Source organism: Psychrosphaera haliotis, from assembly GCF_039523615.1.
In the GTDB taxonomy this organism is placed as follows: domain Bacteria; phylum Pseudomonadota; class Gammaproteobacteria; order Enterobacterales; family Alteromonadaceae; genus Psychrosphaera; species Psychrosphaera haliotis.
This window is the reverse complement of record NZ_BAAAFQ010000004.1, coordinates 546,885-567,334: the sequence shown is the minus strand read 5'-3', so window position 1 is coordinate 567,334 and position 20,450 is coordinate 546,885. Positions and strand designations below refer to the sequence as shown.

Annotated in this window: 18 protein-coding genes; 17 read left to right on the top strand and 1 reads right to left on the bottom strand. The window is 40.8% G+C overall.

Features of this window, described 5'->3' with window-relative positions; genetic code table 11:
• The first annotated feature begins 149 nt into the window (after positions 1–149).
• The 3 genes from ABD009_RS05085 (at position 150) to ABD009_RS05075 (ending at position 3,596) form a co-directional block, all read left to right on the top strand.
• Positions 150–929 carry a hypothetical protein gene (locus tag ABD009_RS05085; protein WP_343823247.1) on the top strand — a complete coding sequence of 260 codons (780 nt, stop codon included), beginning with the start codon at positions 150–152 and terminating at the stop codon, positions 927–929.
• Positions 930–952: 23 nt separating this feature from the next.
• Complete coding sequence (locus ABD009_RS05080) at positions 953–2,830, top strand: methyl-accepting chemotaxis protein (protein WP_343823245.1); 1,878 nt, start codon at positions 953–955, stop codon at positions 2,828–2,830.
• A gap of 205 nt (positions 2,831–3,035) precedes the next feature.
• Positions 3,036–3,596, top strand: a complete 561-nt coding sequence (locus tag ABD009_RS05075; protein WP_343823243.1) for a lysoplasmalogenase — start codon at positions 3,036–3,038, stop codon at positions 3,594–3,596.
• A 23-nt stretch (positions 3,597–3,619) separates the two neighbouring features.
• Here ABD009_RS05075 and ABD009_RS05070 read toward each other — a convergent pair whose 3' ends face one another.
• Positions 3,620–4,165 (bottom strand): BON domain-containing protein, encoded by a 546-nt coding sequence (locus tag ABD009_RS05070; RefSeq protein WP_343823241.1) that lies wholly within the window; start codon positions 4,163–4,165, stop codon positions 3,620–3,622.
• A gap of 509 nt (positions 4,166–4,674) precedes the next feature.
• On the opposite strand from ABD009_RS05070, the gene mraZ reads away from it, so the two are divergent.
• Genes mraZ through ftsA form a run of 14 tightly spaced genes read left to right on the top strand, consistent with a single transcriptional unit; the run spans position 4,675 to position 20,426 of the window.
• Positions 4,675–5,133 carry a division/cell wall cluster transcriptional repressor MraZ gene (gene mraZ / locus ABD009_RS05065; RefSeq protein ID WP_155695689.1) on the top strand — a complete coding sequence of 153 codons (459 nt, stop codon included), beginning with the start codon at positions 4,675–4,677 and terminating at the stop codon, positions 5,131–5,133.
• Positions 5,134–5,166: 33 nt separating this feature from the next.
• On the top strand, positions 5,167–6,102 hold the full coding sequence (gene rsmH, locus ABD009_RS05060; protein ID WP_155695688.1) for a 16S rRNA (cytosine(1402)-N(4))-methyltransferase RsmH: 936 nt from the start codon (positions 5,167–5,169) through the stop codon (positions 6,100–6,102).
• Complete coding sequence (ftsL, locus tag ABD009_RS05055; RefSeq protein ID WP_155695687.1) at positions 6,099–6,428, top strand: cell division protein FtsL; 330 nt, start codon at positions 6,099–6,101, stop codon at positions 6,426–6,428. The genes rsmH and ftsL overlap by 4 nt, the downstream gene beginning before the upstream one ends.
• Entirely contained in the window at positions 6,425–8,266 is a 1,842-nt protein-coding gene (locus ABD009_RS05050) for a penicillin-binding transpeptidase domain-containing protein (protein WP_343823237.1), read from the top strand. Before ftsL ends, ABD009_RS05050 begins: the two co-directional genes overlap by 4 nt.
• Positions 8,253–9,830, top strand: a complete 1,578-nt coding sequence (locus ABD009_RS05045) for a UDP-N-acetylmuramoyl-L-alanyl-D-glutamate--2,6-diaminopimelate ligase (RefSeq protein WP_343823235.1) — start codon at positions 8,253–8,255, stop codon at positions 9,828–9,830. The genes ABD009_RS05050 and ABD009_RS05045 overlap by 14 nt, the downstream gene beginning before the upstream one ends.
• 3 nt (positions 9,831–9,833) lie before the next feature.
• Positions 9,834–11,270, top strand: coding sequence for a UDP-N-acetylmuramoyl-tripeptide--D-alanyl-D-alanine ligase (locus ABD009_RS05040; RefSeq protein WP_343823233.1), 1,437 nt, complete (start codon positions 9,834–9,836; stop codon positions 11,268–11,270).
• Between the two features lie 12 nt (positions 11,271–11,282).
• The gene (gene mraY, locus ABD009_RS05035) at positions 11,283–12,365 is read left to right on the top strand and encodes a phospho-N-acetylmuramoyl-pentapeptide-transferase (protein ID WP_155695683.1); all 1,083 of its coding nucleotides are present in this window, start codon (positions 11,283–11,285) and stop codon (positions 12,363–12,365) included.
• Positions 12,366–12,380: 15 nt separating this feature from the next.
• On the top strand, positions 12,381–13,730 hold the full coding sequence (gene murD / locus ABD009_RS05030) for a UDP-N-acetylmuramoyl-L-alanine--D-glutamate ligase (RefSeq protein WP_343823231.1): 1,350 nt from the start codon (positions 12,381–12,383) through the stop codon (positions 13,728–13,730).
• Entirely contained in the window at positions 13,723–14,943 is a 1,221-nt protein-coding gene (gene ftsW / locus ABD009_RS05025; RefSeq protein ID WP_343823229.1) for a cell division protein FtsW, read from the top strand. Before murD ends, ftsW begins: the two co-directional genes overlap by 8 nt.
• Positions 14,927–16,027: an undecaprenyldiphospho-muramoylpentapeptide beta-N-acetylglucosaminyltransferase gene (gene murG / locus ABD009_RS05020; RefSeq protein ID WP_343823227.1), complete on the top strand. Its 1,101-nt coding sequence runs from the start codon at positions 14,927–14,929 to the stop codon at positions 16,025–16,027. Before ftsW ends, murG begins: the two co-directional genes overlap by 17 nt.
• A 33-nt stretch (positions 16,028–16,060) precedes the next feature.
• The gene (gene murC, locus ABD009_RS05015) at positions 16,061–17,473 is read left to right on the top strand and encodes a UDP-N-acetylmuramate--L-alanine ligase (protein ID WP_155696081.1); all 1,413 of its coding nucleotides are present in this window, start codon (positions 16,061–16,063) and stop codon (positions 17,471–17,473) included.
• The gene (locus ABD009_RS05010) at positions 17,470–18,429 is read left to right on the top strand and encodes a D-alanine--D-alanine ligase (RefSeq protein ID WP_343823225.1); all 960 of its coding nucleotides are present in this window, start codon (positions 17,470–17,472) and stop codon (positions 18,427–18,429) included. Before murC ends, ABD009_RS05010 begins: the two co-directional genes overlap by 4 nt.
• A gap of 2 nt (positions 18,430–18,431) precedes the next feature.
• Positions 18,432–19,178 carry a cell division protein FtsQ/DivIB gene (locus tag ABD009_RS05005; RefSeq protein WP_155695678.1) on the top strand — a complete coding sequence of 249 codons (747 nt, stop codon included), beginning with the start codon at positions 18,432–18,434 and terminating at the stop codon, positions 19,176–19,178.
• Positions 19,179–19,196: 18 nt separating this feature from the next.
• Positions 19,197–20,426 carry a cell division protein FtsA gene (ftsA, locus tag ABD009_RS05000; RefSeq protein WP_155695677.1) on the top strand — a complete coding sequence of 410 codons (1,230 nt, stop codon included), beginning with the start codon at positions 19,197–19,199 and terminating at the stop codon, positions 20,424–20,426.
• Positions 20,427–20,450: the final 24 nt, after the last annotated feature.

Below are 20,450 nucleotides of genomic sequence, written 5' to 3'. Positions count from 1 at the left end.
GTGATTGGCCGTTTTTAAAGGTTCTTTGACCTGTTTTAGGGAATTTAATGCTTTTAGTTCTAAAATACCTAATATTTATAAGCAAATAACACCACTATTTAAATCTGGTGCTACGCTTTATGTAGATCAATTTTTTAAGGTTTACGTAAATGGCGACAAAAAGCACTCTTGTTGGCTTGGCAGCAACTTCTCTTTTCCTTTCTAGCCCTGTTTTTGCTTCGAATTGGAGCTCAACAGAAATGCACCTTCAATACGGCGATCTTGACCAAGCGTTTGCAGCGCCAGGAACGTCCGAAAATACCACTATTGTTACGCTTCAACACTCTAGTGGTTGGGATTATGGTGGCAACTTTTTTTTCGTTGACTACAGCAGCGTAAAAAACAGCGACTCATTATACCTTGAGTGGTATCCCACATTTAGTACTAACAGTTTGTTCGACATCAAATATGGCGGATTACTCTCCGATGTAAGTTTAGTGATGGGGATAAATGCGGCTCCTGAATCAAATATTTTAAAGTACCTCCCTGGCGTTCAATTTTCTCTCAATCTAGATGGGTTTCAGTTTTTTAACGTATTGTTAACGGGTTACATAGATGACAATGAAGGTATTGCCTATGGAGGCGCGCCCAAAGAAGACGATAGCTGGATGATTGATGTTGCGTGGCGATACCCAATTTCGGCGGGCGATCAGCAGTTTTATATAGAAGGGCACGCTGAATATATTGATGAGCGACAAACTGAAATTCTAAATGTTGACTCTAATAGTTGGACATTAGTTCAGGTTCAAATGCGATGGGATTTAGGTAAAGCGTTGTCACAAAAACCAGAGCAACTGTTTGTCGGAGTTGAGTACCAATATTGGAACAACAAGTTAGGAACTGACGTTGATGAAAGTGCAGTTCAGTTTTTAGGCGTTTGGCGTTTTTAAGCGCTTCTTAGATTGGAGAAAACATGAAATTAAAACGGCTGTTATTTTTTGTACTCATTGCTGCATTAGTTATCCCAGTGACTATTACTACTGGATTCTTTGCTGCATCAACACTTACTTTTTTATCTAACAAAGTAGAAGAAACTACATTACCAACTTCTTTACGAGAAGTTCGAAATGGGGTTGAACTTGATATTCAAAAAACGCTTTTGCCTTCTAAGTCATTGGCTAAGAATGAGTATATAAAGTCTTGGATTAAAGCTGGAGAACCAAGCTCCGAACTAACCGCTTTAACAAGTCACCTTAATACATTGAAGAGTGAATATGGTGCTATTAGCGCTTACTTTGTTTCGTCGAAAAGCAAAAATTATTACACCCAAGACGGGGTTGTGCGACAAGTAAATTCGTCAAGCGATCCTTGGTTTGACGCCTTTCTAGCAAGTAAAGCACCATATGAAATTAGTATTGATGTTGATAAGTCTTCAAACAAGGCTTCGGCGTTTATCAATTATGAAGTGATTGTAAATGGCAATAAAATGGGTTTGGCGGGGTTGGGGCTTTCGCTAGATGCCATGTCTCAACTTATTGCATCATATAAAGTGATTGAAACCGGTATTGTTTACCTTGTTGATAAAGAGGGAGTTATTCAGTTACACCCTGATCAGTCAATGAGAGGAAAAAAAGTAGCGATAGGTTCCATTCTTAACAAAGCCTCTGAAATTAGCCGCGGCGGTGAAGACAAAACGATGCTTGCGATGGAACTAAAGTCACTCGATTGGTATTTAGTAACCGAAGTCCCCAGCGAAGAGTTATATGGCCCGATAAATCAAGCCATCATGACCAATATTATTATCGCGTTGGTTATTATTTTGATTGGCGCTGTTGGCGTTAAGTTTTTATCAGATTTAATTTTCAAACCTATCGATTCAATTACAGCGGCGGTAACTAATTTAAATAGTAAAGGTGGCGACTTAACTGCTCGACTACAAATTGAAGAAAACAATGAGATCGGTGACTTGGCCAAACAAGTTGATGAGTTCCTAGAGCAGCTACATGTTATGTTTATTCAAGTTTCTGAGAGCGCAAATCAATTAAAAGCCATTGCAATTGATGTTTTTGAACAAATTGAACTGTCACAGTCCTACTCAACACGTCAAAGTGATAGTACTACTTCGGTGGCTGCTGCGATTGAACAAATGGACTCAACGGTTAAGGAAATTTCCTTTAGTGCACAGGGGGCATCGGAAGTAGCAAATACAACGGAAAATAACGTATTAACCAGCACACAAAACCTAAACAAAGCCATGGAAAATATGGGCAAACTAGACTCGGTAATGAGTAAGTCTGTCGGCTCGGTTAACCAACTGTCAGAAAGCATAGGTTCAATAACAAATATTCTGGATGAGATTCGTGGTATATCAGAACAAACTAACCTGCTGGCACTGAATGCAGCAATAGAAGCGGCTAGAGCGGGCGAGCAAGGTAGAGGTTTTGCAGTCGTTGCTGATGAAGTACGAAACTTAGCGCAACGCACAAACGAATCTACAGCGGAAATTAGTCAGTTAATGAGTGAGCTTATAATGCAAACATCAGAGACGGTAAACGATATTCAAGCTGGTAACCAAAGTGCAAAAGCAACGTCAGAGTTTTTACAGTCTTGCGTAGAAGGTTTAACAAACATATCAACCGAAGTTGGTAAGTTAACAGAAGTGAATACTCACGTTGCATCGGCCACTCGTGACCAGTCAGCAGCAACAGGCGAGATAAGCATGAACATTACTGTGATTGCGGAAACGGCAGATGATACTTCCACTAGTATGCAGCGTAGTTATGACTTAGTTACTAAATTAGACGGTGAATCTAAAACGCTTAGCGGCATTATAGGCAAGTTTACTTTATAGACTTACCACTAAAAACATATTGAAACAAAATACATAAGCCCAGCTAACAGTTGGGCTTTTTTCTATAAACAATAATGTGTTACGTTAAGTTGGGTTTGTCTTACTAGGAATCAACCTCATTAAATCTAAAGCCGTTTACTTCCCTATTATATACAGCGTGCAGTGCTTAAGTTATCTGTTTTGTTTAAGCTTGGATGGCTATCCATTGCAATATCTTCATAAAGCCTTGCCTATTTTTATGCTAATTGGTTTTGTTTGGTTTTCATTAGCCGGTAAGTTCAGGTTGCTGTTGTTAGGCGCTTTAGCCTTCTCGGCTGCAGGTGACATTCTTTTAGCGCTTCCCATAAACAATAGCTTTGTATTTGGCTTGTCTGCATTTTTTGTTGCGCATGTGTTTTACCTATTTTTAATTTGCCATTATAAAAAGCTAACCTTTGCAGCAAACAAAATGACATTATCGTTTGTAACGTATTTTATAGTGATGATGGCTTTTGTTTTGCCAAAAACTGACACTTTATTAATACCGGTTCTATTTTATATGTTGGTCATATTCGCAATGGCCATGAGCACTTTAGGCTTAAAAAACCAAAACCCTCTTATAACACTTGGAGCATTAACGTTTGTTGTGTCCGACAGCATTATAGCGATTAACAAGTTTGTGGTAACGGTTCCAGCAGAGGGTTTGAGCATAATGACAACCTATTACTTAGCGCAGGTTTTACTAGTAATGGGTTTTGTAAAAGGGCAAAAAAAAGCCCGCATATAGCGGGCAAGATGGAGAGTATCAGGTTATTCTTCAGTTACTTCTAATTCATCGATAACGCGCTTTACGTCATCAGTATTTTTTGCAATGGCGATGGCTAAGTCATGCTCTGCATCGCTAGATACCAAGCCGCTTAATTTAACGACGCCGTTTTCTGCTTCAATATCAATGTCTGTTGCTGAAACTTCAGACTCTAGTAAGTATTTTGTTTCTAATACCGTGGCGACTTTGGCATCCATCATGGTATTACCAAAACTGCTTTTGTCTTTGTTCATAACGGTGAGTTCATTTTCCACGCTATTTACGCCATCTAATGACTCGATGAGTTCTTCGGCTAGGTCTCGCTCAACTTTGCTGTCGACTTTACCCGTTAAAATCACCACACCTTTTTCTACGTCTGTATTAATGTCAAAGGAGTTTAGGTTTGTATTCATGAGTAAAACGGTTTCAGCTTTGCCGTCTATCCATGCATCTTTACTTTTGTCTTTCCAGTCGTTAGCTTCGGCTTGTGAAGAAAGGCCCAATACACTAACCACTGCTACTGCTGATAAAGTTTTAGTTAACTTATTCATAAACGTCTCCTTAATGATAATCATCTGCGTACCTAAATGCTTCGAGGGTACGCCTGTTTGTTCATTCTAGCTGTTGCCAACTTTGTGCCATTTTTTAAATTACTGAAAGTAAACGGATTTGTTTGTTTTTGGCATTGGTTCAATGGATGCTGTATGAAACATTTACGTAGGAGGTTGTAAATGTTTCAGGCTAAAGCTAGCCAAGTTTTATTAAAGTAGGTGACGTGGGTTTTATTGCTTAAATCGAATTTTTTGGCAAATTTCTAATATTATTTTTTTTGACTTTATTGATAATTTGAAATGCTTACTCCCCACTATTTCCCACGATATTCAGCACCTTATTCAAAAGCCTTGTTTTAAAGGTTCTTTACGGCAAAAACTTGCCGCTTATTAGCTTGACAATATATTGAATGGAAGCCTAAACTGTGTGTTAGTGGGAAATTGTGGGATATATTGGTACCCAGTCCCAAACATAACAGTGGAAATAACAACCACAAAATGGAGCGACAATGTTTCGCGGTGCAAATACCTTATCATTAGACAGTAAAGGACGATTATCGATACCAACTCGATATCGTGAGCTTTTGCTGTCTGAGTCTGAAGGTAAAATGGTTTGTACTGTAGATCTGCACCAGCCGTGTTTGTTGTTATACCCGTTAGTTGAGTGGGAAGAAATTGAATTTAAGTTACGTCAATTATCTTCTATGAATGCTCAAGAACGACGTGTTCAGCGTGTATTACTAGGTAATGCACATGAAGTTGATATGGATAAAGCAGGCCGCATTTTATTACCTGCCCAATTACGTCAACACGCCGAGTTGCAAAAATCGATTGTTTTAACCGGACAACTTAATAAGTTTGAAATGTGGTCGGAAGAACAGTGGCATGCCCAAATGGCAGAAGATATTGCAGCGGAGCTAGAAGGCGATTATGAAATGACAGATCGACTCAAAGAGTTTTCGTTCTAAATATAAATCTAAGTAAATTAAACGGCAGCAATAATGACAGCACACGTATCGGTATTATTAGAAGAATCCATTAATGGCTTAAACATAAAGCCAGATGGGATTTATATCGATTGTACTTTTGGTAGAGGTGGACACTCATCTCACGTTTTAAGTCAACTAAATGAAAATGGCCGTTTAATAGCAATCGATCGTGATCCAACGGCAATAGAAGCTGCAAAGCGTTTTGCCGACAATCCAAGCTTTACCATTGAGCATACACCGTTTTCTGAACTTCTTGCTGTGGCACAAAAGCACGACGTTGTAGGCAAAGTAGACGGTATTCTAATGGACTTAGGTGTGTCATCGCCTCAGTTAGACGAAGCTGACCGAGGATTTAGCTTTATGAAGCCAGGTCCGTTAGACATGAGAATGGACTATAGCCGTGGTATTTCTGCGGCGGATTGGTTAGCTAAAGCCGAAGAAGAAGATATTGTTTTTGCGTTAAAAAATTATGGTGAAGAAAAGTTTGCGAAACGTGTAGCAAGAAAGATCCTTGCTGCGCGAGAAGAATCTCCGATTCTTACGACAACCGATTTAGCTAATTTAGTGGCTGCAACTGTACCAAAGAGTAAGGCTGAGAAGAAACACCCAGCTACTCGCACCTTCCAGGGAATAAGAATATATATAAATAGCGAGTTAGTGGAAATAGAGCGCGCGTTAGATGCGTCGTTAGAAGTCTTGAAGCCTACCGGTCGACTGTCAGTGATTAGCTTTCATTCTTTGGAAGATAGAATTGTTAAGCAATTCATCCGCAAGCAAAGCCAAGGCAAACAAGTGCCTAGAGGCTTGCCTGTGACCGAAGAAGAGTTAAACAAAGGTATAAAAATGAAACCGATTGGCAAAGCAATTAAGCCATCGGAACAAGAAATTGCTAGCAATAGCCGTGCGCGCAGCTCCGTCCTGAGAATAGCTGAAAGATTGTCGACATGAACATAACAATAAAAAATGTCGTTGATACTCAATTAGCTCGCTATATTCTCAGCGACTTAAGTAAGCACAAGCTTACAGTGGGGCTTCTGCTGCTCAATGTTGTCGCTGCTTTGGCAGTGGTGCATTGGGCACAGTTAAATAGACAAATGGTAATACAGCAAGACGTTTTGCTGCAGCAACGTGATGACATCGATTTGCGTTGGCGCCATTTGTTATTAGAGCAACGAGCGTTGGCTGAACACAGCCGCGTTGAAAACATTGCTCGTGAACGTTTAGAAATGGATCGTCCAACATCAGAACAAGAGGTGGTAGTTACGTTGCCATGAAGGACTGGTTGAATAATAAGAATAAAAAAACAACAACCAAACGTAGCACCAAGAAAGGCGCTCAGGCTAAGTCTGGCCTAAAATCGAGCAAACAAACTAAACAAGCAAAGCAATTAACCAAGCCATCTGTTAACCGTTGGCGTTTTCAATTTGTTATTACCTGCTTGGTACTTGTCTTTAGTACCGTTATTGGCCGTGCGGCTTACTTACAAATTATCCAACCAGAAAAACTCATTCAAGAAGGCGACAAACGTACCGTTCGTGTAAAACAATCTTCAGTACAGCGTGGCATGATCACCGACAGAAATGGCGTTGAGCTAGCTGTTAGTGTCCCTGTTCAAACTATTTGGGCTGACCCAAAACGCGTTTTAGACTATCCAGATTTTGATACCGATATTCGCTGGAAAGCGCTAGCTAAAGTGCTTCAAATGGAAGAACACGAACTTTTAGCGCGTATCACAAACAACCAAGACAAACGCTTTATTTACTTAAAGCGTAAAACCAATCCAGTGGTTGCTGATTATGTTCAACAATTAAGAATTCCAGGTGTAAGGCTACGCGAAGAGTCAAAACGTTATTATCCAGCTGGCGAGATTGCCGCTCACGTTGTTGGCTTCACAAACATTGATGGCAAAGGAATAGAAGGTGTTGAGCTTCGCCACAATGACTGGATGGTTGGTACGCCGAGCAAACGCAAAGTTATAAAAGATGCTAAAGGCCGTGAAATAGAGGTACTTGAAGAGCAAAAGGGATCTGAGCCGCAAGATATTGCTCTCACAATAGATCAACGTATTCAAAGTGCGGTATATCAAGAATTGAAAAAAGCGGTGCAAACCTACGAAGCAGCGTCAGGTAGTGCAATTGTTGTTGATGTAGAAACCGCTGAAGTTTTAGCGATGGTAAATAGCCCGTCATTTAACCCGAATAATCGTATGAATGTCTCTATGCATCGCTTCAGAAACCGAGCAATTACCGACACATTTGAACCTGGTTCAACAATGAAACCTATTTCTGTGCTTAATGCGTTGGAATATGGCTCATATGGCACGTTAGATTTAGTTGATACTTCACCGGGTTACATGAGAATTGGCGGACGTCGTATTTCAGATCCTAGAAACAGAGGCATGTTAAGTCTAGCTGATGTGCTTAAGTATTCCTCTAATATGGGCTCTACAAAACTTGCATTATCAACACCTAAAGATTCGTTCTTAGGTTTGTTTTATAAAATGGGTCTAGTAGATAGCAGTGGTGTGGATTTGGTAGGCGAAAGCACCGGTTTATTTAATGACAGAAGACGTTGGTCTGACTCTGAAATAGCTAGCTTGTCGTTTGGCTATGGTATTTCTGTTACCGCCGCACAATTAGTAAGAATGTATACCACTATTGGTGCTGGTGGCGTAAGTCGACCATTATCAATTGTGCAAACAGGCATAGAAAAACCAGCAGAAAGAGTCGTTGGTGAAGATGTTGCCTTTAATGTTTTAGGCATGATGGAAAGCGTTATTTCTGCCGATGGTTCTGGTAAAAATGCCATGGTAAAAGGCTATCGTGTTGCTGGTAAAACAGGCACAAGTCAAAAAGCAATGGCGGGTGGGTACGGTCATGATTACGTCAATACCTTTGCTGGTGTTGGTCCGGTATCAAACCCTAAGATAGCTGTTGTAGTGGTGCTCAACGATCCAAAAGGTGATTATTATTATGGCGGCGAAACCGCGGCCCCAACCTTTGGACGAATAATGCGACAAACGTTACGAATATTAAACGTTGCACCTGATGCCGTTGGAGACAAAAAAATTCAGTTAGCAGACATTAGGCGGAGACGCGATGATGTTAACTAAAGCAGAACAAATTATTCATGAGTTAAATGAACATTTACTCAGGAATATCAAACAAAACCAAACACCTAACAAAGCATCGCATGAGTCGATGCTTTCTCGTCGTTTAGTACAGGACAGTCGGCAAGTTACCAAAGGCGATATTTTTGTTGCGTTATTTGGCCACGATTTAAATGGTGCTGACTTTATAAAAAGCGCGATAGACAAAGGTGCAGATGCTGTATTAATTGATGCAGAGTGTCATTTACCAGACGACTTTGCGCCACATGCTGACGTATTTATCAAAACCGTACAAAATCTTCGAGATGAATTAGCGGCGCTTTGTCAGCATTTTTATTTTGCTCAAAGTGACGTGTTACCCGTTATTGGAATTACCGGTACAAACGGAAAAACGTCCATTAGCCATTTGTTAGCACAAATAGCCGACATGGATAGCACCAAATTGAAAAAACAAAACGGTTGCGCAGTCATTGGCACAATGGGTACTGGACATATAGATAATCTAGTCCCGTCAAACAATACGACACCTGGCATAACAGACGTTTACAAATTGTTATCTACATTTTCAGAGTCCAACTTTAAAGCCGCAGCAATGGAAGTTTCGTCCCATGCTCTAGCTCAAGGGCGAGTAGCAGGGCTAGATTTTGATATTGCAGTCTTTACCAACTTAACTCATGAGCATTTAGACTATCACGGTACGATGGATCAATACTTCGCTGAAAAAGCTAAGTTGTTTATTGATTACCAACCTCGAGTAGCTGTGATTAATGTTGATGATAGTTATGGTGAAAAGTTAGGACATTTAGTAACAGAACCAACCAGGCTGGTTGCTTATGGTCAGTCCGAAAGTGTGCCAGCTTATAGCGAATATGTTTGGGTTAAAACGGTTGAATGCCAGTCGTATGGTTTGCACTTGGAAATTGAGTGGCAATTGTCGGGTTCCAAAGAGACAACATCTTTAGATTTACCTTTGTATGGTGAGTTTAATGCCATGAACATCGCCGCTGTTTTTGCGACTTCTTTATTGTCAGGTTGGGCGTTTGATAGCAGTGCTTATGCAAAGCTAAAGCCTGTGCCGGGGCGTTTAGAGCTTTTTGTTGAGCCTAATCAACCTATCGCAATTGTTGATTACGCGCATACACCTGATGCATTAAAAGCGTCACTTAAAGCGGTAAAAGAGCACTTGTCGGGTGAACTGACGTTAGTGTTTGGTTGTGGCGGCGATAGAGACACAAGTAAAAGACCTTTAATGGCGGAAGTAGCAGAGCGCTATGCCGACCATATTATTGTGACTAACGACAATCCTAGAACTGAAGATCAGGAAACAATTGTTCAAGGTATTATGGTGGGCTTTAAGAACCCTCAAAATATCAGCATTGAATATGATCGTAAACTTGCCATTGAGTTGGCGGTATCTAGAGCCAATCAGGAAGATGCAATTTTAATAGCAGGGAAAGGACATGAAGATTATCAAATTATTGGTGATCAAAAGATAGATTATGACGAACGTGCGTTTACCGCAGGTTTTATGGCTAGGCGCGCAAGTGCAAGCCAATTGAAAGGGTAGAATATGATTAAGGCAGACTTACAATGGTTAACAACAGTGCTTGGTGTTTCGCCAACAGGCACTGACAGTGTTGATTTAACCACTGCCATTGGAGAAATTTCCACAGATAGCAGAGCAATAAAGCCAGGCCAAGTTTTTTTAGCGTTAAAAGGCCCAAACTTCGACGGCACTAAATTTGTTGCTCAAGTAAAAGACAAAGGGGCGGTTGCCGTTATTGTCGAAAGTCCAGTAGACACTGACATCGTTCAGTTTGTGGTAGAAGATTCGCTAATTGCGCTGGGACAGCTTGGTGCGGCGGTAGCACGTGAAGTGAACCCTAAGATTATCGCCATGACAGGCAGTGTGGGTAAAACGTCAGTTAAAGAAATGTGCGCGGCAATTATGTCATTAAAAGGTTCAGTGTTAGCCACTAATGGTAACTTTAACAACCAAATTGGTGTGCCATTAACGTTATTGCGCTTAGAGCCACAGCATGAGTTTGCCATTGTAGAGTTAGGTGCGAACCATATTGGTGAAATAGCTTATACCACCAACCTAACCAAGCCTAACGTAGCGATCTTAAACAACGTAGCTGAAGCGCATTTAGAAGGGTTTGGCGACATATTTGGTGTGGTACAAGCCAAAGGCGAAGTCTTTAATGGCTTAACTGAAAATGGTTTGGCGATTGTCAATGGTGACTCAGAGCATAAAGACTATTGGCTTAATAAATTATCAGCGCAGTTTGAAAAAGTGCCAGGTAGAGTGGTTGAGTTTGGCCTAAATGCTGAAGTACAACAGCAAGATAATGGCATCACAGCCACTAACATTAAGTTGGACAAAACTGGTTGCGCGTCATTTACACTTCAATATCAAGGCAACAGCATCAGTATTGACCTTACACTTCCGGGTGAGCACAACGTGAAAAACGCATTGGCTGCATCGGCTGCCTGCATTGAATTAGGTGCAACGTTAGAAGATATCAAATTAGGTTTGGCTCAAATGGCTGCCGTTCAAGGGCGTGTAAACTTAAAACCTGTTTCTGACCAAGTACTACTAATCGATGACTCATACAATGCGAATGTTCAGTCCGTAAAAGCGGCCATTGATCTGCTAGCAAGTTATAAAGGCAAACAAGTTTTAGTTTTAGGTGACATGGCTGAGCTAGGCCATGAGTCAACTAAATTGCATGCAGAAGTTGGCGAATATGCGCTAAATAAAGGTATCCATCAGCTATATTCTTTTGGTGTATTAAGTCAGAGTTCATCTGATGTTCTTAAATCAAAAGGCATTCACTTTTCATCAAAACAAGCATTAACAGACACAATAAATAGTTACATAGAACAGCAGTTAACAGAACAACCGAATGGCAATATCACTGTACTGGTGAAAGGCTCACGTAGTGCCAAAATGGAACTCGTGGTTGAGCAAGTTATTGCAGATAACCAGCAGAATAGGATTTAAGGTAGGTACATTATGTTAGTTTGGTTGGCAGAATATTTAACACAATTTCATTCGGGCTTTAATGTCTTTTCTTACCTCACTTTTAGAGCGATTTTGAGCGTATTAACGGCAATGGGTTTGTCTTTATACTTTGGCCCTAAGTTAATTCGTCGATTGCAAAAAATGCAAATTGGCCAAACCGTTCGTGATGACGGTCCGGAAAGCCATTTTAGTAAAGCAGGTACGCCTACGATGGGCGGCTTGTTAATTTTGGCAAGCATTGTTGTCAGCACATTACTTTGGGCTGACTTAGACAATAAGTATGTTTGGGTTGTACTTGTTGTTGTGGTTGGTTACGGCATTGTTGGTTTTGTTGATGATTACCGAAAGGTGATTCGTAAAGACAGCAAGGGCTTGATCGCGCGTTGGAAGTATTTTTGGCAGTCAATTATTGCCATTGGTGTAGCAGTTTACTTGTATGCAACTGCGCAAAGCCCTGAAGAAACTGCACTGCTAGTGCCATTTTTCAAAGATATTATGCCGCAGTTAGGCATGATGTATTTATTAGTGGTGTACTTCACCTTAGTGGGAACAAGTAATGCCGTTAACTTAACTGACGGTCTTGATGGTTTAGCTATTGTACCAACGGTAATGGTAGCAGGCGCTTTGGCCTTGTTTGCCTACGTAACAAGTAACGTTAACTTCTCTGAATATTTACACATTCCTTATATTCCTTTAGCGGATGAATTAACGGTGGTTTGTACGGCCATTGTTGGTGCTGGACTTGGTTTCCTATGGTTTAACACTTACCCAGCACAAGTATTTATGGGCGATGTTGGCTCTTTAGCATTAGGTGGCGCATTAGGCATTATTGCTGTGTTGGTTCGCCAAGAGTTAGTGCTGGTTATCATGGGCGGAGTATTTGTAATGGAAACGCTTTCGGTGATTTTGCAGGTAGGCTCATACAAATTAAGAGGCGAACGTGTGTTTAAAATGGCGCCTATTCATCACCATTACGAGTTGAGCGGTTGGCCAGAGCCTCGCGTTATTGTTCGATTTTGGATTATTTCTTTAGTGCTTGTTTTAGTTGGCATCGCCACGCTTAAACTTCGCTAATAAATTAGGAACGTCATGTACCAGCAAGCAGAGATATTACAACAGTTAAAAGCAAGCAAGATTGCCTTATTTGGCCTTGGGCTTACTGGTATGTCTATGTTTAGGTATTTACAAAAGCATGACATTAAACCTGATGTATTTGACGGTAAGTTTGAAGCCGCAAGTAGCGCAAAAAACTCTGAGTTATTTGATGGGCTAAACACCCAATTTGGTAATATTACTGACACGCAATTTAATGGATACGAGTATTTATTAATAAGCCCGGGTATTAGCTTAACAACGCCAGCCATTAGTAATGCCATCAAGAATGGCGTACAGGTATTTTGTGATGTTGAACTGTTTGCACAAGTAAATGTTAAGCCTGTGTTAGCGGTGACAGGATCGAATGGTAAATCTACCGTTGTAGCTTGGCTTACTGATTTTTTGAATAGAGTCGGTAAAAAAGCTGTGGTATGCGGTAACTTTGGCGTGCCGGTTTTAGATGTTATTGATCAAGCGGTTGATGTTTTTGTTATTGAGCTTTCAAGTTTTCAGTTGGATACAACGGAAAGTCTTAAGTGCGAAGCCGCTACGGTACTGAACGTATCGCCAGATCATTTGGACAGATATGAGAGTTTTGAAGATTATGCGGCCAGTAAACGTAAAATTTATAAGCACGCTAAACTTGAAATTTACAACGCCAATGATGAGCTAACTTGGAATCAATCTGAACATGCTCAATCTTTTGGTTTAGAGAAAGGCGATTGGCAATACGTCCCTGACAGACAGAATCTTTGTCAGAACGGGCAAGTTATTGCAGACTTTTCTACCTTTGCTTTAGCTGGGCATCATAACGGGTTAAATGCAGTATCTGTTTTGGCTTTAGCGAGCGCTGTAGGTATAGATGCTAAAAGTAACATTGACTCCTTATCAGTATTTTCAGGCTTGACGCATCGTTGTCAGTTTGTTGTTGAGTTGAATAACGTTAAATTTATTGATGACTCTAAAGCTACAAATATTGCGTCATGTCAGGCTGCCATAAACGGGCTAGCGGCAAATAAGAATGTAATATTAATTGCTGGTGGTGATGCCAAAGGTGCTGAGCTTAGTGAATTATCCCTCGATATTCAAAATCACGTAAAACACGTGGTGGCATTAGGTAAAGACAAACAGCAGTTTGTTCAGTTTGTTGATGACTCGTCATTAACGTTAGTAGAGTCAATGCCTGAAGCCGTTCAAAAGGCCTACGCACAATCAAAACCAGGGGATATTGTTTTGTTGTCACCGGCTTGCGCAAGTATCGACATGTTTAGTAACTATCAAGCAAGAGCGGCCGCATTTATTGATGCTATTCACCATTTATCAAGTGGTGATGCCCATGAATAAAATAGGATTTGGATTAGTTAATTTAGCTCGTCATAAAACCAAAGAAGAGCAGGTTGTTGAGCCTCAATTTTATGACCGTTTTTTACTATTGATGACATTGTGTTTAATGTGCTTTGGTTGGATTATGGTGACCTCAGCGTCTATGCCCGTTGCCGAAAAGCTTTATAACAATGAGTATTATATTTCTATCAAGCACGCTGTTTTTATCGCGATTTCATTGATTTCTATGACGGTGGTCTTCATGTTTAGGATGGAGTGGTGGCGCAAGTACAACATGCATTTGTTGTTAGTGGCTATTGTTCTGTTGGTACTCGTTTTACTGGTTGGTAATACGGTGAATGGTAGTCGTCGATGGTTGCCTCTCGGTATTTTTAATCTGCAAGCGGCGGAAGTCGCAAAGCTATTTTTCTTTGCATTTTTAGCTGGTTACATGGTTAGGCAACATGAACAGCTGCTTGAAAATTTTAAAGGTTTTTTGAAACCACTGGGTGTGTTTACTGTTTTAGCGGTATTACTTCTACAACAGCCTGATTTAGGTACTGTTATTGTTATGTTTGTAACAACCATGGCGTTGTTATTTTTAGCTGGAGCTAGAATCTGGCAGTTTATTGCACTTATAGGTTCAGGTTTGATGGCCGTAGTTAGCTTGATCTTATTAGAACCTTATCGTTTACGTCGCGTAACTTCATTTTTAGATCCTTGGGCTGACCCATTTGGCTCAGGCTATCAGTTAACACAGTCATTAATGGCTTATGGTCGAGGTGACTGGGCTGGTTTAGGATTAGGGAATTCAATTCAAAAACTTGATTACTTACCTGAGGCACACACTGACTTTATTGCCGCTGTTATTGCTGAAGAATTAGGTTTTGTTGGCCTGTCGATTCTTGTTGTTGTACTTGGTGTGTTAGTTCATAGAATTCTTCGTATCGGCTCAAAAGCCATGGAAAAAGAAGAGCACTACAACGGTTACTTTGCATATGCTATCGGCATTTGGGTCGCTTTTCAGGTATTTGTTAATATTGGTGCAAGCACCGGGCTGTTACCAACAAAGGGTTTAACATTACCTTTTATTTCCTACGGCGGTAGTAGCCTCATATTATTTAGTATAGCCATGGCGGTTGTGCTTCGTATTGACTACGAACTGCGCCAAAAAGAAGACGTTGAATTAGAAGTTATATCAGAAGAAGGTGCCGATTATGAACACATCACCTAAAGCCTTAATTATGGCTGGCGGCACTGGTGGACATATATTCCCTGGTATCGCTTTGGCAAATGCACTTAAAGCTAAAGGCTGGCAAGTAAGCTGGATTGGTACGGCCGATAGAATGGAAGCCGATATTGTTCCTAAACATAATATTGATATTAACTTTATTGATGTTAAAGGTGTACGCGGTAACGGCATAAAGAGACTCTTGTCTATGCCATTCATGCTGTTAAAAGCTTTTTTACAAGCAAGAAAAATATTGGCTGAGTTAAAACCAGATATTGTTGTGGGTTTTGGCGGTTACGCATCTGGTCCCGGTGGCATTGCAGCAAAGTCATTGGGCATACCATTGTTGCTTCATGAGCAAAATGCGGTCATGGGCATGACAAATCGTTATTTAAGTAAAATAGCGTTAAAAACACTATTAGCTTTTCCGTTGTCGAAACCTGTTTCTAATAGCGAAAAGTTTGAAGTTATTGGTAACCCAGTTCGAGACGAAATAAGTAGCCTAAATAAATTGCCTAAACGGTTGATTAACGCACAATCGGCGAAACATATTTTAGTGATTGGTGGTAGTCTAGGCGCTAGAGTTTTTAATCAAAAATTGCCTGGTTTGTTGGCGCATTTTATTGCTGATGAAGCGTCGATAAAAGTTCGACACCAAGCTGGTAAAAACAACACCGATGAGGTGAGCCGCGGATATCGAAATGCCGGTTTTGCGGAAGAGCAATTAGTAATTTCAGATTTTATTGACGATATGAAAGATGCTTATGCTTGGGCTGACATTGTAATTTGTCGAGCTGGAGCTCTTACGGTTTCAGAAGTGGCTGCGTCGGGTAATGCGGCGATTTTCGTTCCATTGCCATATGCTGTGGATGATCATCAAACTGCAAACGCAAACTGGCTTGTTTCAGTTGGTGCAGCAAGGTTAATTGATCAAAAAGAACTAGATACAGAAATGCCTGCGGTGCTGCGAGAATTATTACATGCGCCTACTTTGATATCAGAGATGCAGCAACGCGCAGGGCAAAATGCAAATTTAAGTACAACTGACCGCATGTTAAGTTTGTGCCAAGCTATTGGAAGAAAGTAAGTGAGTATTCAAGACAATATAGTTAACCCAGCAATGCGCCGCATGCAAACCTTGCATTTTATTGGTATAGGCGGAGCTGGCATGGGTGGCATCGCCGAGGTTTTGCTTAACGAAGGTTATAAAGTTACTGGCTCTGACATAAATGAAAATGCAGTGGTGCAGCGACTCAAAGGTTTAGGCGCCACTATTACCATTGGGCATGTTAAAGAAAGTGTTGAAAATGCAAGTGTTGTTGTTGTCTCAAGTGCCATTGACGAAACGAATGTAGAGATTATCACTGCACGAGAAAAACGTATCCCGATTGTTCGCCGCGCTGAAATGTTAGCCGAACTAATGCGATTCAGATTTGGTATCGCTATTGCCGGTACACACGGTAAAACAACAACGACAAGTCTTATTGCCAGCATTTTTGCCGAAGCACAGCTTGACCCAACGTTTATTATTGGTGGCTTATTAAATAGTGCGGGTACTAACGCTAGGTTAGGCAAAAGCAGATACTTAATAGCTGAAGCCGACGAGAGCGATGCGTCGTTCCTGCACTTGCAGCCTTTGATTTCTGTGGTAACAAATATCGAAGCAGACCATATGGAAACGTATGGTGGTGACTTTGAACAAATGAAGCGTACCTACGTTGATTTCCTTCATAACCTGCCTTTTTACGGTTTAGCAACAATGTGTGGTGACGATCCCGTAGTATTAAAACTAGCTAAAGACTTAGGTAGAAGAGTGGTTACCTATGGTTTTGAAGCGCATAACGACTATGTTATCAGTGATTTTGAGCAAAACGAAACTAGAACCACATTTACCGTTGTTCACAATGAAAAGTCATTAAAATTGTCTTTAAACCTGCCTGGGCGACACAATGCATTAAATGCAACGGCAGCCGTTGCTGTTTCATATGAAGAAGGTATTGAAGACAAGTACATAATTAGTGCACTTGAAAAATTTGAAGGTATCGGCCGACGTTTCCAACAATATGGTGACTTTGAAACTGGCAAAGGTAACGTCAAATTGATGGATGATTATGGTCATCATCCAACTGAAGTTGCAGCCACGATAGATGCAGTAAGAGCTGCATGGCCAGAAAAGCGCATTGTTATGTGTTATCAGCCTCATCGTTATAGCCGTACTCGTGACTTATACGACGACTTTACACATGTTTTATCAAAGGTTGACTGCTTGTTATTGCTTGAAGTTTATTCTGCGGGCGAAAAGCCAATTGCCGGTGCGGATGGTCGTAGCTTAGCCCAGTCTATAAGACAGCGAAACGTGATAGATCCAATTTTTGTGGCTAAGCCAGAACAGTTGCCTAGTCAGTTAGCGCACGTTATCCAAGACGGTGATGTCGTTATTACTCAAGGCGCTGGTAATATTAACTCGGTGATTAAAACGTTAATTGAATGCGACATGAAAGTAGAGAACCTTCTGAAGGTAACCGAACTATGAAGTCAGTAGACGCAGCCAAGTTTGGAAAAGTAGCGGTTATGTTCGGTGGTACATCTGCAGAGCGTGAAGTTTCTATGAATTCGGGTAAAGCGGTATTAACAGCACTTGAAGAAGTTGGTGTTGATGCGCATGGTTTTGACCCAAAATTTGACTATCTTGACGACTTAATAAACAAAAACTTTGACCGTGTATTTATTGTTCTTCACGGTCGCGGTGGGGAAGATGGAAGTTTACAAGGTGCATTAAAGTTAATGGGCTTGCCGTTTACCGGCTCTGGACCTCAAGGGTCAGCTTTTGCAATGGACAAGGTTAGAAGTAAATATTTGTTTAAAGGTGCTGACTTACCGTCAGCTCCATTTGCTGTTGTTAAGAAAGGTAAGCATTTTGACAGTAAAGCAATTTTAGACAGTTTGTCTGGAAGAGTTATGGTTAAGCCAGCTAATGAAGGTTCAAGTATTGGAATGTCTCAAGCGAGTACGCCAGAAGAATTGAACAAAGCGATTGAAACAGCCTTTAAATTTGATAACGAAGTATTGGTAGAGCAATGGGTAGTTGGCCGAGAGATTACCGCTACTATCGTTGACGGACAAGCTATGCCGTTAATAGAAATGCGTACGCCAAATGAGTTTTATGACTACGAAGCGAAGTATAAAAGTACAAACACGGAATATTTATGCCCAGCACCGCTGAATGGCGAATTAACGGCTCGTATTCAAGAGCTGGCCGTCGAAGCATTTGAACTAGTAGGTGCAACCTGTTGGGGAAGAGTGGATTTTTTACTGGATGAGAATGAACAACCGTACCTTTTAGAAATAAATACAGTACCAGGAATGACAACATCATCGCTTGTCCCTAAATCTGCAGCTCAACATGGCATGTCATTTAATGACTTAGTTATGACTATTTTGTCGCAAACTTTAGCGCCTGAAATTGCTGTAAAAGAGACGGGAATCTAGTGGTGAAAACAAAGTCCGTTAGAAAGTGGCAAAAATCGAGCTTTTTAGTTGGATTTGTTTTCTTTTTAACGGTTATTTTATTGTTTGTATGGGGTTATAATAGCCTGTTCAAATGGGCACAGAACAAAAATGACGTACCTATTAATGAAGTCGTGATTCACGGGCAGTTATCGTATATAAACCGTGATGAATTAGAGAATAAAATTACGCAGCAGTTAGACGGTAGTTTTTTTACCCTGGATGTTGCGAAGTTGCAGTACAAGCTTGAAGAAAACCCATGGGTTTACGGTGTGTCGATTCGTAAAGAATGGCCAAGGAAAATCCACGTTTTTGTGGTTGAGCAAGATGTATATGCAGTTTGGAACAATGACCTTCTGTTAAATAAGTTTGGTGATGTATTTTATGCTGATGGCGTTGAAGTACCAAAGAGCTTGCCAAGACTATATGGCCCAGAAGGCAATGAAAAAGATGTATTAAAAGGTTATGTGCAAATGCAACATTTATTGGATTTGCACCAGTTTAAAATAAGTGAACTAGTACTGTCAGAGCGATATGCATGGCAGATCTGGTTAGAGCGAAGTATCCATCTAAACTTGGGACGCTCTGAAAAGATGAAACGGGTACAACGATTTGTTGATTTGTACCCTCTTTTGTCTGACTATAGCGGTAAGGAAATCGCTCGTGTGGATTTACGCTACGACATAGGCTTGGCCGTGTCTTGGCGGGATAACAATAATAACGAAAGCTAAGTGCGATAAGCGGATAATATGAGTTCAAGTGCGAAAGCCAATGACAGAAATTTAATAGTAGGCCTTGATGTCGGTACTTCAAAGGTATCTGCTGTGGTTGGTGAAATAACGCCAGACCAACAAATTAGTATTGTTGGGGTTGGTCACCATGTTAGCCATGGTATGGACAAAGGCGGAGTAAACGACTTAAACCTCGTTATCGGCTCTGTTCAAAACGCAATTAATGAAGCTGAGCTAATGGCAGACTGTAGAATATCTTCAGTTTACTTAGCAATCAGCGGTAAGCACATTTCGTGTCAAAACGAGAGTGGTATGGTGCCAATTCATGACTCTGAAGTAACCGCTGAAGATGTTGAAAATGTAATACATGCTGCTAAAGCTGTACCAATGGCTGCTGAACGCAAAATGTTGCACGTTATGCCACAAGAGTTTTCGGTTGATATGCAAGAGGGCATTAAAAGCCCAATTGGCATGTCTGGCGTACGGATGGAAGCTAAAGTTCATATAGTGACTTGTTCAAATGATATGGCCAAAAACATTGTTAAGTGTGTAGAACGCTGCGAATTGAAAGAAGATCAATTGATTTTTAGTGCGTTAGCCTCAAGTTATGCAGTATTAACAGAAGATGAAAAAGAGTTAGGTGTTTGTGTTGTTGATATGGGTGGCGGTACACTAGATATCGCTATTTATGCAAATGGTGCAATTCGCCATTCAGCAGTGTTACCTGTTGCTGGTAACCAAGTAACAAATGATATCGCTAAGATTTTCCGCACGCCAATAGGACATGCAGAAGATATAAAAGTGAAGTATGGAGTGGCTTATAAAAACCTAGCCAGTTCAGAAGACAATATTGAAGTACCTAGTGTTGGAGGTCGACCTGCAAGAATTATGTCGCGCCACACATTAGCCGAGGTTATAGAGCCTCGTTATCAAGAAATATACGAATTGATTTTGGATGAGATTCGAAAATCTGGTTTAGAAGAGCAAATTGCTGCAGGCATAGTTTTAACAGGTGGTACGGCCAAAATGACCGGTGCTGTTGACTACGCAGAGCAAATTTTTCAAATGCCAGTTCGAATTGGAACGCCAATTGGCGTCAAAGGACTAACTGAGTACGTGCAAGACCCAAGCTATGCTACAGCGGTTGGTTTGTTGTTATATGGAATGGAAAAGCAACAAACAAACGAGGACGAAAAACCGCAAGATTGGTGGCAGCGGATTGCAAGTTGGTTCAAAGGCGAATTTTAAGAATTTAAAGACGGAGAGAATGAC

Coding starts and splice junctions, on each gene's coding strand:
- ABD009_RS05085 (WP_343823247.1), top strand. CDS start 150: ATGGCGACAAAAAGCACTCTTGTTGGCTTGGCAGCAACTTCTCTTTTC.
- ABD009_RS05080 (WP_343823245.1), top strand. CDS start 953: ATGAAATTAAAACGGCTGTTATTTTTTGTACTCATTGCTGCATTAGTT.
- ABD009_RS05070 (WP_343823241.1), bottom strand. CDS start 4,165: ATGAATAAGTTAACTAAAACTTTATCAGCAGTAGCAGTGGTTAGTGTA.
- mraZ (WP_155695689.1), top strand. CDS start 4,675: ATGTTTCGCGGTGCAAATACCTTATCATTAGACAGTAAAGGACGATTA.
- rsmH (WP_155695688.1), top strand. CDS start 5,167: ATGACAGCACACGTATCGGTATTATTAGAAGAATCCATTAATGGCTTA.
- ftsL (WP_155695687.1), top strand. CDS start 6,099: ATGAACATAACAATAAAAAATGTCGTTGATACTCAATTAGCTCGCTAT.
- ABD009_RS05050 (WP_343823237.1), top strand. CDS start 6,425: ATGAAGGACTGGTTGAATAATAAGAATAAAAAAACAACAACCAAACGT.
- ABD009_RS05045 (WP_343823235.1), top strand. CDS start 8,253: ATGATGTTAACTAAAGCAGAACAAATTATTCATGAGTTAAATGAACAT.
- ABD009_RS05040 (WP_343823233.1), top strand. CDS start 9,834: ATGATTAAGGCAGACTTACAATGGTTAACAACAGTGCTTGGTGTTTCG.
- mraY (WP_155695683.1), top strand. CDS start 11,283: ATGTTAGTTTGGTTGGCAGAATATTTAACACAATTTCATTCGGGCTTT.
- murD (WP_343823231.1), top strand. CDS start 12,381: ATGTACCAGCAAGCAGAGATATTACAACAGTTAAAAGCAAGCAAGATT.
- ftsW (WP_343823229.1), top strand. CDS start 13,723: ATGAATAAAATAGGATTTGGATTAGTTAATTTAGCTCGTCATAAAACC.
- murG (WP_343823227.1), top strand. CDS start 14,927: ATGAACACATCACCTAAAGCCTTAATTATGGCTGGCGGCACTGGTGGA.
- murC (WP_155696081.1), top strand. CDS start 16,061: ATGCGCCGCATGCAAACCTTGCATTTTATTGGTATAGGCGGAGCTGGC.
- ABD009_RS05010 (WP_343823225.1), top strand. CDS start 17,470: ATGAAGTCAGTAGACGCAGCCAAGTTTGGAAAAGTAGCGGTTATGTTC.
- ftsA (WP_155695677.1), top strand. CDS start 19,197: ATGAGTTCAAGTGCGAAAGCCAATGACAGAAATTTAATAGTAGGCCTT.